Source organism: Enterobacter sp. 01-M-02-SI-ECC (assembly GCF_047530595.1).
GTDB classification, from domain to species: Bacteria; Pseudomonadota; Gammaproteobacteria; order Enterobacterales; family Enterobacteriaceae; genus Enterobacter; species Enterobacter cloacae_M.
On record NZ_JBLKCZ010000016.1, the window covers coordinates 3,068 to 16,757 of the forward strand.

Annotated in this window: 17 protein-coding genes; 10 read left to right on the plus strand and 7 right to left on the minus strand. The window is 47.5% G+C overall.

The features are described from left to right. The first annotated feature begins 311 nt into the window (after positions 1 to 311). Entirely contained in the window at positions 312 to 1,202 is an 891-nt protein-coding gene (locus tag ACMWLG_RS17960; protein WP_231533158.1) for a LysR family transcriptional regulator, read from the plus strand. Between the two features lie 665 nt (positions 1,203 to 1,867). Here ACMWLG_RS17960 and ACMWLG_RS17965 read toward each other — a convergent pair. Beyond that, the gene (locus ACMWLG_RS17965; protein ID WP_231533160.1) at positions 1,868 to 2,161 is read right to left on the minus strand and encodes a hypothetical protein; all 294 of its coding nucleotides are present in this window, start codon (positions 2,159 to 2,161) and stop codon (positions 1,868 to 1,870) included. Positions 2,162 to 2,250: 89 nt separating this feature from the next. On the opposite strand from ACMWLG_RS17965, the gene ACMWLG_RS17970 reads away from it, so the two are divergent. The 9 genes from ACMWLG_RS17970 to ACMWLG_RS18010 all read left to right on the plus strand — a co-directional run bounded on the left by ACMWLG_RS17970 (position 2,251) and on the right by ACMWLG_RS18010 (position 8,822). Beyond that, positions 2,251 to 3,141 (plus strand): integrase domain-containing protein, encoded by an 891-nt coding sequence (locus ACMWLG_RS17970; RefSeq protein WP_001096463.1) that lies wholly within the window; start codon positions 2,251 to 2,253, stop codon positions 3,139 to 3,141. Further along, entirely contained in the window at positions 3,134 to 3,379 is a 246-nt protein-coding gene (locus tag ACMWLG_RS17975; protein WP_219838446.1) for a hypothetical protein, read from the plus strand. Before ACMWLG_RS17970 ends, ACMWLG_RS17975 begins: the two co-directional genes overlap by 8 nt. A 457-nt stretch (positions 3,380 to 3,836) precedes the next feature. Then, entirely contained in the window at positions 3,837 to 4,253 is a 417-nt protein-coding gene (locus ACMWLG_RS17980; RefSeq protein ID WP_231533161.1) for a hypothetical protein, read from the plus strand. A gap of 88 nt (positions 4,254 to 4,341) precedes the next feature. Beyond that, on the plus strand, positions 4,342 to 4,707 hold the full coding sequence (locus ACMWLG_RS17985; protein WP_219838444.1) for a hypothetical protein: 366 nt from the start codon (positions 4,342 to 4,344) through the stop codon (positions 4,705 to 4,707). Positions 4,708 to 4,861: 154 nt separating this feature from the next. Beyond that, entirely contained in the window at positions 4,862 to 5,170 is a 309-nt protein-coding gene (locus ACMWLG_RS17990; protein WP_032676630.1) for a hypothetical protein, read from the plus strand. Positions 5,171 to 5,251: 81 nt separating this feature from the next. Continuing rightward, a complete protein-coding gene (locus ACMWLG_RS17995) occupies positions 5,252 to 5,875 on the plus strand; it encodes a hypothetical protein (protein WP_058799376.1) in 624 nt (207 codons plus the stop codon). Positions 5,876 to 5,970: 95 nt separating this feature from the next. Next, positions 5,971 to 6,963: an ArdC family protein gene (locus ACMWLG_RS18000; RefSeq protein WP_231533162.1), complete on the plus strand. Its 993-nt coding sequence runs from the start codon at positions 5,971 to 5,973 to the stop codon at positions 6,961 to 6,963. A 91-nt stretch (positions 6,964 to 7,054) separates the two neighbouring features. Further along, positions 7,055 to 8,008, plus strand: a complete 954-nt coding sequence (locus ACMWLG_RS18005) for a DUF1281 domain-containing protein (RefSeq protein WP_000493293.1) — start codon at positions 7,055 to 7,057, stop codon at positions 8,006 to 8,008. A 130-nt stretch (positions 8,009 to 8,138) separates the two neighbouring features. Then, on the plus strand, positions 8,139 to 8,822 hold the full coding sequence (locus tag ACMWLG_RS18010; RefSeq protein WP_231533164.1) for an SAM-dependent DNA methyltransferase: 684 nt from the start codon (positions 8,139 to 8,141) through the stop codon (positions 8,820 to 8,822). Between the two features lie 83 nt (positions 8,823 to 8,905). Here the strand turns inward: ACMWLG_RS18010 and ACMWLG_RS18015 are convergent, their stop codons facing one another. The 6 genes from ACMWLG_RS18015 to ACMWLG_RS18040 all read right to left on the minus strand — a co-directional run bounded on the left by ACMWLG_RS18015 (position 8,906) and on the right by ACMWLG_RS18040 (position 13,525). Then, positions 8,906 to 9,184, minus strand: coding sequence for a hypothetical protein (locus ACMWLG_RS18015; RefSeq protein ID WP_231533166.1), 279 nt, complete (start codon positions 9,182 to 9,184; stop codon positions 8,906 to 8,908). Further along, complete coding sequence (locus ACMWLG_RS18020; protein WP_231533168.1) at positions 9,181 to 9,828, minus strand: hypothetical protein; 648 nt, start codon at positions 9,826 to 9,828, stop codon at positions 9,181 to 9,183. Before ACMWLG_RS18020 ends, ACMWLG_RS18015 begins: the two co-directional genes overlap by 4 nt. A gap of 35 nt (positions 9,829 to 9,863) precedes the next feature. After that, entirely contained in the window at positions 9,864 to 10,409 is a 546-nt protein-coding gene (locus ACMWLG_RS18025) for a hypothetical protein (RefSeq protein ID WP_152043833.1), read from the minus strand. 57 nt (positions 10,410 to 10,466) lie between these two features. Next, positions 10,467 to 11,663 carry a conjugal transfer protein TraF gene (locus ACMWLG_RS18030; protein WP_231533201.1) on the minus strand — a complete coding sequence of 399 codons (1,197 nt, stop codon included), beginning with the start codon at positions 11,661 to 11,663 and terminating at the stop codon, positions 10,467 to 10,469. A 108-nt stretch (positions 11,664 to 11,771) separates the two neighbouring features. After that, the gene (locus tag ACMWLG_RS18035; RefSeq protein WP_231533169.1) at positions 11,772 to 12,788 is read right to left on the minus strand and encodes a hypothetical protein; all 1,017 of its coding nucleotides are present in this window, start codon (positions 12,786 to 12,788) and stop codon (positions 11,772 to 11,774) included. Between the two features lie 176 nt (positions 12,789 to 12,964). Next, positions 12,965 to 13,525 (minus strand): pili assembly chaperone, encoded by a 561-nt coding sequence (locus ACMWLG_RS18040; protein WP_231533171.1) that lies wholly within the window; start codon positions 13,523 to 13,525, stop codon positions 12,965 to 12,967. Between the last annotated feature and the right edge of the window lie 165 nt (positions 13,526 to 13,690).

The following is a 13,690-nucleotide window of genomic DNA, read 5'->3' on the forward strand; positions in this document are numbered from 1 at the left end:
GCGTAATTCTTACGGAAATTTCAGAGCTGCTATTCATGATGTTACCATTATGTTAGTTAAACAAGAAACATCTTCGCTTTTTACATAACCACATGGTTTTTATTTCCGCTAATACTTAAACCTTATTTTGTGACCGAGATTGCATAAGCCCGTAGTTTGGTGAATAATAATCAACGCATTGTTGAATTGTTGGAAACCTAATTTATAGGTTAGTGCTTTTATCATTTTTATGTGTAATAGATCATAATAACGGAAGAGCGTCATCATTAATATTTGTTAAACTCATTTTTTATGATTCGAAGGAGAATAACATGCTAAGCTCAGGTACATTAAATCAACTAAGTGTATTTGTCAGGATAATCGAAACGGGAAGTTTTACGAAAGCAGCCAAAGAACTTGGCCTTTCTCGTTCAGCAGTCAGCAAAAGTCTGTCTAAACTGGAGGAGCAACTGGGGAAATTACTCATAAGAAGAACAACACGGAATGTTTTTCTTACTGAGCATGGCGAAGCAGTTTTTAACCGCGCAATCCTGCTATTGCAGGATTGCGAAGATATGTTTTCACAGGTGCGTAGTTTCTCCGAACCTGAGGGGCATCTTAGATTATCCTGTTCAGTTGCTTATGGCTCAAAGATTCTTCCTGAGTATATTATGTCTTATCAGACGAAATTTCCGCAAGTGAAATTTCATGTTGACCTCAATGATAATATTATTAACTTATCAGAAACTAATTTTGATATGGTGCTTAGAATTACAAAAAAACTCAATGAGTCAGATAGTCATATTTATCTTGATATGATTAACTGGATATATTGTTGTTCTCCTCAATATCTTAAAGGAAAGCCACAAATACAAACACCTGCCGACTTAACCCATCATCGCTGTATAACTAATCCGGTGATGGCATACCATGATAACTGGATATTTTCAGGAACTAATGGGGAAGTTTTGGTTCCGGTAGAGTCAGCGATTACATCAAATTCAAGTCTGACATTACTGAATGTTTTACTAAATCACCAGGGAGTGTCTTGCCTTCCAGACTATCTGGCTGCTGCTTATATTGCAGAAGGAGCTTTGGTTCATATTTTGCCTGATTATCACTCAGGGGTATCGCATTATTTATATGCGATTGAAAAACAATCAAGATATATCAACCCACTCACTAGAACATTTATTGAGCATTTAAAACAGGAAATAGAGTAGTTCTTTAAACTCCAGAGATTTCGTGCCATTTGTTAAAATATAGTCTTAATATGGTTTTTTAGACTGGTTGTTGGTGTTCTGGTAATCAATGTTTTAGGATCTGAGGTGCACGTCGCAACCAGATTACATAAGCCACAGTTAAAAACTTGATAAAGGATCACGCTCCGATCTAATATCTTACTCGTTATACCGTTGCGTTGTATGCAACATGCCAATGCCTCGGCGATCTGAGAGAGGCGCCTTCGGGTGATCGCCATGCCAATGCCACCGTGACCTGAGAGGTGGCGCCTTCGGGCGGTAACTTCGTTTAACCTTTGAAAACGAAGATCGCATACAGTTTGAATCTGGCGATGAAGGTCCCTTTCACTTCTGTATCTGTCTTTCAGATACGTCTTGTAGCCGTTGTCTGGCCGCAATTTTCTTATCGTTTTCACTCTTTATGACGCTGCTTGCCGTTGCGAACTTTGCGGCGTGGGTATGACCATTTGGAACATTTGGGCATCTTCCACGACTGCATTGAGAGCAGAGGAGCGCGGCGTCACTTGTGCACGAGTGAAACGAGTACCAAGTGACGCGCGCAGCGCATAACTGGCAGAGCTGACGCACTGCCATTTCGACAACTTTTTTACCAACTGACCAACACGTACTTAAAGGTTTTAAGGGCCTTAAAAACGTACTTCATTCACTGCTTGTTCATTTATCAACCAAACGTCTTTTCCGTAAAAATGGGTAAGGACTTCATTCTGAAAGGAGAAAATCGACACGATATCGATGGCGACACCAGTCAACATACTGGTGTGTGGAAGCAGACTGATTAATTTCAGCCCGGTGCAAACCGCGAACAGGTCAGAGACCTGGGGAGCTTCGCAATAACTCAACATTTCGCCGCCCCGATGCACAGATATCTGTCGAGACGCAGGAAGCGCAACCATAAACCGTGCCGTCGGGGTGAAATTCATCGTCTGTAGCTGTGGCGCAGCCGGTGTCAGTGCTTTTCCGTTCACGCAGACGGAAAAGCACTGACACCTGTTTAAATGGAGGGTTGTTTATGGCAAAACTGAATAAAAATCTTAAAACGCTTGCCAGGCAGGCAGGGGGAAGTTTTAAAACCGTTTCTGACCGAATGAAAATTGCGGACAGGTTTGCCGAACGTTTATTAAAACTTAATGTTCAAATCAGAGATATTAAAAATATCAAGACGGGGCATATCGAGTTGTATATGAAGAGCCGCCTTTCAGAAGATATTTCCAGACGCACACTTCAGAACGAAATGGCAGCTATCCGGGCTTTGTTACGTGTTGCGGGGAAAACATTCATGGCAAATCCTTCTCATGAAAAACTGAGCAATCAGGCTCTGGGTATTTCAGAAACGAGCCGGGATGGAACTAAGGTGGCTATTCCCGATGCTTATTTTCGGCAGGTATTGACGAGTGTAGAGCAAAAGGATGATGGCGTTGCATGTGCAATGAGATTATCCAGATTGCTCGGGTTAAGAACAGAAGAAACAGTACAGTCTGCTAAATCGCTGCGTACCTGGCAAAAAGCTTTACTCAATGGTGACGAAAAAATACGTGTTGTATTTGGGACAAAAGGAGGACGACCAAGAGATACAACGGTATTAGATCGTGAGTCAACTCTGGCTGCAATAAATGCGTCCCTTAAACACTTGAATGAAAATAATGGAAAGTTGATTGATAAGCCATCATTACATACGGCTATTGAACGTTATCGCAATGTTGTCCGTGAGTCCGGATTAACAGGAAAATATGCGCCTCATAGTTTACGCTATGCCTACTCTGTTGATGTCATGAATTATCATATGAAAAGAGGCTTCACTAAAGAAGAGGCACAGGCTCTGGCATCAATGGATTTGGGACATGGCGATGGCAGGGGACATTACGTGGCTCGTGTTTATAATAAGGTAGAGGGTAATGAGTAAAAGCATTTTTGTTTCTGGTGAGGATTTGGTTATTGGTCGTGTGTTTTTGGGATGGAAGGAAAGGATTTCACGTATTATCGACAGGGGGCATTACGAGGTGGCCTGTTCACAGGAGGCTCATGCGCATTACGGCGACAAATTTACCCGTACTGATGCCTGTCTGTATTTCATCCGTGGCGCACTGTCTGAAACTTTCAGGAAATCACTGAGAGAAAAAGAAAACGCTCATGAAATGTAAAAATATGATCCTTTTTTCTGGTCAATTTAAACATGACACATTTTCTCAGGATATTCTCAGCAGTAGTGACTTTCCCGTTAAGGGCTTCATCGTCCTGGTTCAAACCATAATGTGGAAAGATCTTTGCGTTGACACTATTGCCTGAGGTGCGGGAATTGTGTACGCTTAATTTGCTAACGTTGTCTCTGACAACTGCCAATGCCTGAGTGATTTGAGACAGGCGCCTTCGGGTAATCACATGCCAATGCCATTATAACCTGAGAGATGGCGCTTTCGGGCGGTTCAAACCTGTTTAACCTTTGCAAACAGGAACCTGATTACAGGTTAAGGTCCTTTTCTACTTCACTTCACACTACCAAACACCTGATTTACTCATCCGGCATTTTTGGCCTGATTCTCACCCTGAGGGATACTTTCCCTTTGGGACGGTTCCCTTTTTTCATAAGGAATCGTACCCATGCATTACACCAGAATGATCAATCCGCTCGCGTTACTGAGTTGTGACTCACCCGCTTCTGCAAAAATCATTATGGATTACGTAAAAACTCAGCTTAACGTTCGTCTGGATAACAAACTCATGGTCGACGCAGATCCTCAGGTTCCTGCTGACGGCCTTCCTGATTACCTGACTTTTCTCAGACATGTCGCGCATACAGTTGGTTTTGCAACTGAGCATGGCTTCATAAAACATACCTTTGTCGAAGAAGCAGTGAGCGAGCTTACGCTTCTGGGGACAGATGTTCACAGTTTTCACTGGAGTACAGCTTTTCTTCAGGGCGTAACCAGGTCTCGCGAGGAAAAAGAGCTGGACGAAGCTACAGAGCAATTGCGCGAAATGTTTTATCAGAGCGCCCATTTCTCAGACATCGCCTGACGGCCTTATTAGTCGAAGATTCTCTCACCCTAACGGGACTTCTGTCCCAGTCAGGGACAGGATTCCACAACTCTTTAAGGAATCCTTTATGAACGAGTTAATTCTCACCGAAGATTTTCACATCCATGCCAGCGAGCGTAATGCTCACAAAGTTGCACTGGCTAAAGCGGAAGGCGAGCTGCTGAGTATCGCAGCGCTTCGCCGCCTTGACCTAAATACCGGGACAGATGAAGACGGCTTTCCGTATTACGTCTGGGATATGGCTTCTGTTGCCCGGGAACTGGCTGAACTGTATGTTCGAAAACTTATACCGGGATCATGGGAGGCATTCTTTAACGACCTCTGCCGCATGGCAGAAGGTATTGATAAAGAAGCCTGGACATATTTCTACAAAAGCGCAGTCAAAGACGAAGAGGCCTTTCTGTCTATGGAACGCAGCGATGCTGATTTCTGACGTGAAGCACTGAACCCTATGGGGACTTTCTCCATACGGAGGTGGTTGTGTTTTCTGAATGAAGCCAGCTTATAACTGATGTACCAACCCATGCGGGGACAACCTCCCTGCATCTGCGGTGATGGTTTTCTCCGCATTAACTAAGGAGAAAATCATGAGCAGTATAATACTGTTGTTTATCACCCATACCACGCGCGTCCTCAGCCGCATTTCAGAAGCAATGCGGCAGCAGCAGGCCGAATGGTTCACCAACCGTAGCGGTCACAGCAGTTTCCGCGCCGAGGTCGTTCAGTCTGAAGGGGGTTTTACCGCCATCATTTCACGCAGAACGGGCTACAGTTCGCGTGACTGGCAGTATCAGCAACTGGCCAGCGCCGGTCAGTTTGCCTCCGCACGTAAGGCTTTACGGGCGGGACGGCAGATGGCGCAGCAGATGGCCTGGCTGCGTTACCGTTTCGACTGAATCAGTTCTGACTGATTAACACTTCCCGGAGGGACCTTCCCTCCAGGGGAGGTCTCCTCCTTATTAATTTAAGGAGTCCTGATGATTCGCTTTACCTCAACCGAATTACGCCCTCTTTTATCACAGCAGGGCGGTATGCAAAGGCCACTGCTGCTTGAAAAGAACCTTGGTATATACATCCGGGTTCCGGATGACCGAAACCCCGGCGAATGGCTCAGGGCATGGGCGGAAGGTTGTAATCCCTCGAAAGATGCAAACTGGTCTGAAAATGCAGACCTGTTAATTCCCGAGAAGGAATACGCTTTTCAGACCTTTATGGAGCAGAGCAAATTCGACGCCGTTCTGAACGAACACCACGATCTTTTTATGATGCCATCGGCCGGTCCACTGGGGACTGGTATGACAATTCGTAAGGAGACCCGTCCGCCAGAAAAGGTGTATGTCCTGGTGGAGGAATATCGCAGCAATATTCGCTGGCTCTACGATCAGTCTCTCCGGCATTTACCTGCCTGTGTAGGGAATGCGGAACGTCTGAGCTGGCGCTCACAGGCGCTGTCTGTGCTTGACAGGGTAATCCGTCTCGACTGTAAACGGGCAAAACCGGCTGATCGCACGATGTTTGAGAGTGCGGTTCGCAGCGTACGCAGCAGCGTCAGCGAGGTGATGTCTGATGGCTCTTTCCGTTACGCGGGAACCCGCCGCTAGGTTGTATTACTGACTATCTCTGACTTTTTTCCACTCCCGGTGGCGCATTCTTCCGCCCCGGGGAGGATGCGCCCTTTTTTACAGGTTGCATCCTTATGAACAAATCCATTCGCGGCCGTAAGGCCGCGCCGGCTCAGAAAGCCGATCTTTACCAGCAGGTCACCGACAAAATCATTGCCGCCCTGGAAAAAGGGGTTCCACCGTGGCGCCGGCCGTGGCGTTCTGCACAGAACGTACATGGCAGCGCGTTACCGGTCAATGCCACAACCGGCCGCCATTACAGCGGAGTGAATATACCCTTGCTGTGGATGACTGCTGAAGAGCGGGGATTTTCATCCGATCGATGGCTGACATACCAGCAGGCGAAAGCCGTGGGTGGTCAGGTGCGTAAGGGTGAAACCAGCTCGATGGCCATCATCTACAAACCGTTTGAGAAACAGGCGACGGATGGCAACGATAACAAGCTGTTCGATAAAGACGGTAATCCCGTCATGGAGTCGCTTGCAATGCTGAAGCCGCTGCAACTTTTCAATGTCGCCCAGTGTGATGGACTGCCGGATGCTGTTGCCGGCATGCCGCCAACAGAGGCAGAAGAGGAGCGGCATTCCATACTCAGTGAACAACAACAGGAGCAGGTACTGTCAGTACTGAATGCAACCGGTGTGGTTTGCACATCGTACCGACAAAACCGGGCGTATTATCAGCCATCAACCGATCGAATTGTGATGCCTACGACTTCGCAGTTTAATTCTGAAGCTGATTATTGGTCCACACTACTGCATGAACTGGTTCATGCAACCGGCCACAGCCGCCGCCTTAGCCGTGAAGGGATAACATCTTCTTCGCGAAAATTCGGTGATCCGGTTTACGCCTTTGAGGAGCTTATTGCCGAAACCGGCAGTGCTTTTCTTTGTGCAGAGCTGGGTATTTACGGTGATGTTCAGCATGAAAGCTATCTGGCCAGTTGGCTGAAGGTACTTCGTGACGATAAAAAAGCCTTTTTCCGCGCCTGCCGGTTTGCCCGGGAAGCGTCGGAATTTTTACTGCAGCCACTGAACCGACAACCGGAACAGAACAAGGCTGCTTAACAATAAACTTGATGGCCCTGGCCATCAGCATCCCCTGAGGGTATCTCCTCAGGGAGATGCCCTCTGTCTAAACTAAAGAGGAGTAATAACTATGTTTTCATGGTGCAAAAACCGTCTGGAAATCACTGCGAAATCTGTTTGTATTGACGTGATGCAGTCCTGGATTGCCGGCACTGAAACTCCGCGTTATCGACATGCCATACGGCAGGCCATAAAGCTGTTTCTTGCTGGATGTGCCGGGATACTTAAGCCAACAAAAGCGACAGAGTTTACTGCTTATCCGATGCTTACGGCCGCCGGTACGGGGGCTTCTACTTCGGCAAACCAGGCGTTCCAGCATTTCCTGGAATTAATGGAAAAGGATGCGTGGCTCGACAGCGCTACTATTGCACGTATGGAGAAGATCTGGGTTCAGTCCGGCCTGGAAACACTTAAATGGGAGAGTATTCCCGTTTCATCGCGCCAGATAATGTCCCAGTTGATGGCTGTTCACTATGCTGACTGGTTTGGTGTTGCCAGCTTCGGGGAACAGTTCGATCCGCAGGAGCGTTGGGAATGGCTCAGTATAATGCCGGCCGCGAGTTGTCCCTGCGATATGCTGATGATAATGCCGTCACGTCTTGCAACTGAGTTGAACGGTAACAGTGGTTTGTTCCGGGGGCTTAACACAACTGCAGATCTTTACACGCAGCTGTATGGTGTGGAGTTCCCGGCTGGTCATAAAGCCAACTGGAGCCGTGAATCACTGGGCACGATATTACTGACGTTCGATACCCCCTGGTACCCGCCATCTGGAGAGGTTATGGGTGAGATGTCAGAGCTGTTTGACTGTGAGATCCGTCATTACTGGAAATCAGTGGATGAAGGTTTTTCCGGATATAACTGTTTTGACCGCGGTGATCACGTTGACAGTGGCCCCTGGCCGGAAGAAATGCAGCAACTGAGCAACGGTGAAACAGCAAGAATGTACCTTGTCTCTACGGAAACCACAGCGGTAACGCCATATGCGGCGCCAGCGGCACAATACGGGAGCATTCGGGCCTGACACTAAACCAGGATAACCCGGGCTAACCGGTTCAACATACTGGCCACAACACTTGTTGTGGCTTTTTTTCACCCTGACGGGAAACACTGTTTCCCTGTCAGGGGCGTGTTTCCTGTTAAAGGAGACATGCATGAAAAATCTAATAAACCATGAAAAGGCGTTCATTTCGCTTTTCAACCAGACTGCTCGTTATCACCATCGACATCAGGTTTTTGAAGACTTCATCAGTTGCAGCGTTATTGCTCTTCAGAATGCCCTCAGTTTCTGCGAAAAGCGGGAGCAGAAATATCTGCGCATAGTTGCACGTTATGAAAAGAAGGATGTAGTCCGTATGGCAGAATTGCTGGCCCATGTTGTCAATGGGCTGGATGATTCATCGGGGGATTTTCTTGGACAGGTTTTCATGCAGCTTGAACTGGGTGATAAATATCGTGGTCAGTTTTTTACCCCATGGGATGTGGGCATCATGATGGCGCGCATGCAGCTCGGCAACGTTGCTGATAATTTTGCGGACAAGCCTTTTATTACCCTGGCGGAGCCAGCCTGTGGCGCGGGATGTATGGCGCTCGCATTTGCCACTGTGCTGCGCGATGCCGGTTATTCACCACACCGGTATTTGTGGGTTTCAGCTACTGATATCGATCCGCTGGCTGCGGGGATGGCTTATATTCAGTTAACGCTGTGTGGAGTGCCAGGTGAAGTGGTTATTGGCAACTCTCTTTGCGATGAACGCCGTCGTGTGTTGCATACGTTTGCGCATTACCAGGGCAACTGGCCCGGTCGTTTACGTCATGTCCTGAATCAGGCCGCCTGAATAATAAAAAGCTCCCTCCCGGGGGCTTTTTCATTGGGTACAGGGATTGAATGGTTGAAGGGGCAGCATCTTGCTACTGGCCGTTATAGTAGTCTTATCTGAGTTGGCATTTCTCCGCGAACGAATTTAATGGTTAGCTGAGCATCAGTTCTGACCTGCAAAAGTGCTTTTACTTCCTCTTCAATTTCAGGCCAGTACAGGCCTGTTTTCTTATATGCAGGGAAAAAGAAAAACCTGATAACGGCAACGATCCTGTTCATCCAGTTTGCCTTCACGGACTTGTGGATGTATTCAAACTCATCCAGTGTCATAGCGCCAATTTCCTTCCCGTTGGCTTCGACTACCCAGTACACATCTTTCATTCCGTCACCTCATCGTTCAGGCTTTTCAGTTTATCTACATCGTCTATTAAGGTGTTTGCCTGGAGGTGACGAAGTGCGAATTCCAGTGAGGGAAACTCCATCGTTTCCTGACGTGACATAAAGCGATCTGTGGCTATGCCATATGTACCTGTTTCGATATTAAAAACGAAGCTGTGGCAGCAGTCCACCGCGGGGTAGTTATAAATCATTAATGATTTTTCTTTTCGCTCATCAGCAATAAGGTACGGCAGAACAAACTCCACCATCTGGATTGTTTGCTCCAGTTCTTCTTCAGACTTTGTTGTGAAACCGATCCCGTAAACTGACTGTCCGGTATAAATATTGCCGAAGGCAGTCAGACGCAGACCTGCGATCGTACCGACCCATTTATCACGGTATGCTCGCATGGTAGTTGAGGCATCCTCACTCATACAAAATATTCCATGCCAATTGGGAGCATCTCCCCAGCTCGCTATGACGAGTTCATCTCTCTGATTTTCCAGGTCTGCAAGGTGGTCTTCGGCTATTTCCAGATTTCGTTCTGCACGTCTGACTGAGCGCTCGCGTTTTGCAATAACCTCTGAGGCATCGCTAATTAGCTTTTCAATGGCTTTGATATTTTCACCAGTTGGTAAACTGGACATATCAGTCTCCTGCGGCCGTGTAGAAGGTGACTTGCTCATTGCCCAACCTCCCGACTAACCTTCGTACCGCCTGCGACTTCCGGAATTTGTTTCCACAGGCGCGCGGTCCATTCAGGTTTAAGATGCTCCGGATTGGAGGAACGATAAATTGCGGTCACGTTGCTGCGTTTAGCATCGCCTGTGACTTCTATTGTCAGACGATCATTAGCTGCCCAGTTCCGGCTCATTCGATAATAAGACCCAGGTTGGGCTGACCAACTGGCACCTTCCGAAATTGCCGATGCTGACCAGCCAGCATTTCCCTGGCCATTGTTTCTTGCTGCTGAAACATCTTCATCTGAGGGAAAACCATAATGTTGCTTCAGGCGTAGTGCAGCAGTATCTACGCCGACTGGCAGGCTGAATGCCTGGGTAATCTCATTACGTTCAGCCTGTTTGTCAGAAGTATGCTGCTCTCCAGGTGATATCATTGTGCTGACATCAGACAGTTGTCGCTGAAATTGATTGAGCTGGTTCTGGCTACACCCCGCAAGAGCCATAAGTACAAAAGAGATACCTGAGCAAAGAATGAGTTTTTTCATAGTGTTCTCCTGAGGACTTCCAGGGCTGTCAGTAAACAGCCCCTTCATTTTGCTGGATCAGAAAGTGAATTGAAGTTGTGCAACCGCCCCGTAGGTACGATCAGTGCCTGCGATGCCCGTGATATCCAGGTGAACCACATCAAACGGAGAGAACCCCAGGCCGGCAGTGAAAGCATTGCCTTCTCCGGAAGCCATGTTCTGGCGGTAACCCGCGCGCACCTGCATCCAGTTCCAGGCATTAATCTCGGCACCCAGACTTGCAAACTGACGCTTATTATCACTGGTGAAACCACTCGCTTCAGTCAGGTCGACATCGAGCGCGGTTGTGATGAAGCTGTTGTGCCATGAGGCGCCGGCAGTGGCCTGCGGTTTAATCTTGAACGTTCCCTTTTCACCATTTACTTCTTTGGTATCGATTGAGCGGGGGATGATATTTTGTACGGCCAGACCGAGAGTCCAGTTGTCGTTCAGGTTTGTGGACAGACCGACGTCGGCGTTAAAACCGGTTTTGGTATTGCGGTACTCGCTGGAGTCAATGTCGTTTTTGTCAAAATTACTGACGGAAACGTTGTAGTTAAACAGGTCAACGCGCTGGTATTTTGGTGTGATACCAAAGGACCAGGCATGTCCTGTAGTTTCGAACTCATGCGCCATGGCCACGCCGACATCGGTGATCACAGCCGCACGACCGTAGGCTCTTGACGTAAGTGAGTCAGTATCCACTGCAGAAGGGGGGATTGTGCCATCGGCGACTTTGTCGAGGTATTCCAGGTCGTGATCGCTGACCTTACCATCGACAGAGACAGTACCCCATGATTTCACCACAACGGCGAACGGTAGTGTCTGGTTCGGCACAGTTGCAATAACTGAAGCCCCGACCTGGCCGTTCGCATGTGTGTTTTTCAAATCCTGAAGCTTACTCTTGAGTGCCGCGGCGCTTTCGCTGACACCGGACTGATTAGCGACGGCGCTGTCGAAACGATCCCAGAGGTCCTTAACATCATCCGCTTTATCCACGGTTTTATCCGGGTCAGAGACCTGGGCGCCCACCGATGGCAGCACCAGGCTGAAATCATCGGTTGGTCCGGACGTAGTTAACAGAGCAGGGTTAGACAGAGCAGCTGTACCGTAGTGCGCGGATGCCACGCCGGTGCCACCCATAGCATCACCGCGTGCCTCCATCCAGTTCGTCGCAGCATTAACCGACGGCGCTGCGGAAACCAGAAGAGCAAGGGAAACGCAGCGTGTAATCATTGAAATTGAAGCTTTCATCATTTATATCCTTTGTCGTTTATGGTGTTTAAGGCAAAAAAATCCCCTGGCGCTGGCGCACCAATAAAACAATGTGTCTGACTAGTTATTTCACTTAATATTGAGGGCTGTTATTTGGCTAACAAATTTACTCCATTCTGGTGTTATAAATTCCTCAGGGAAAAGAAAAGGTTCTCTTTCCTCTTCGGTCCAAATGTTTTGAGAAAACTTACCTGACTCTGTTCGTTGAAGTTTCTGAATCTCCCACAGTGCAGCGGCCGGAAGTATCTTTCCTTCTCTCAGCGCATGCAGTAAATAACCGGATGCATAAAATGTGTCGAAGCTGTTGAGAATATTCGTCCTGAAGAGAATGTTGCTCATGCTCAGGAATGAATTAAGTTGTGTTTTATAAGCACCTGAAGATGGACAATGTCCGATACATTCAACTACACGAATTGTTGAGTTATTAACGGTTTTATAGCGACGAATAAAAATGAAAACATGTCCGGATTCGTTTTTGATATCTCCTGAGGTGTATTGATTCTCTTTGACCAGGAATATGTCAGGACGGGTCAGGTTGTCGTCAGATGTATATTCCTGAATTCTTTTTTTAATTATCATGGCAACCTGCATCCATTCGCTGAATGCGGTCAGGTACACTGGCCGGGGATCACTTCCTTCCAGCCATCTGGTACTTACACAGAACCAGTCAGATAGCTGTTTCAGCAAAGGTGCAGTTAAGTAATCCATCGTTCTTTCACGGCTTTCCAGAACGCTCAGACCGATATTCCAGTCCGAGAGCAGGCGAGCCACGTCCAGTACCGACAGGCGGTGTTCATCCATCAGCAGCCAGAACCGTTCGTGGATATGTGTGATCACAGCCTGTCGGGGGATAAGCGTCTCGCGCATGATACCCTCGACGAGAATATTGACCAGTTCAGCTGATGAAATACCCAGGCGTCCTGATACCAGTGTGACGAAATCCCTGACAGCTGGTTTAAAACGTATTGCAATAGGGCTGCCAGACGTTTTCTTTCCGTCCGAAAGCTGGGCTACCAGCTGCTGCATATTTTCATCCCGTTCAGTGATGATACTGGCAAGGATGGAGGTGATGTTCAGACGGTTCATATAATTTCCCGGTGTTGGCTAATACATTAATTCGACTTAAGTTATTAATTATTGTATCCACTGTGGATACGTTACCGCGCACCAGAGTGGATGTATAACGATGAAAATCGATCGTTCAGATCGACTACATTGATGTAGCCAGTGTGACAACAGGTGAATAATCAAAACAGGGGAAATTATTTTTTCGGATTGAAAGTTTTTCGTATGACAAGAACGGGCCATAACGCTCTGGACGGTACACGCCAGCGCCACTGTGCAAGAAGAATTTCCAGTTGCATAACTGCACGAGCAGCGGGTGTGAAGGGGACATGTATGACATGGCTTCGGTAATGTCCGGCCTGAATCTGAAGATGCCTTCTGATACGTTTAATTCGATAAGAGGTCAGGAGATGGGAGGCAATCACGATGGTGTTTTCTTTACCACTGAGAGCGTCCTCTATACTGGTTAGCACTCCATTCCAGAACCAGACCACACGTTCGGATGAAATACTGACGGTTGGCTGGCTTGGCGACAGATGCACGAATATCCTTGAGCTGCGCTTATGATAGCTCAGGATGCAGGGCTGGTTGATGAGTTTGCGCTGCATCCAGTTCACCACTCTCAGAGAAAAAGGGGATAGCAAAACAAGCCCCCAGAGATACACCATCCCATCCTGATACCCCGTAATCAGAGCGATGAGCCCGTAACTCGCAAGACCCCAGCAGAGGATAATTCCAGAGACCACTAATCTTTGCATTCCTGTCGCTTCCCTCAGATTTCTGATGGCGCTTAAGGAAGCATGCTGATTAATTATCTTCATCTGAAAACTGTGAACCGGCCTTTAAGGATTAATGCAAGTTCGTTTTGTTTAATCAGGAACTAAGGCTTTTGACTTGCAAAATACAACCGTCTCCATAGCGTA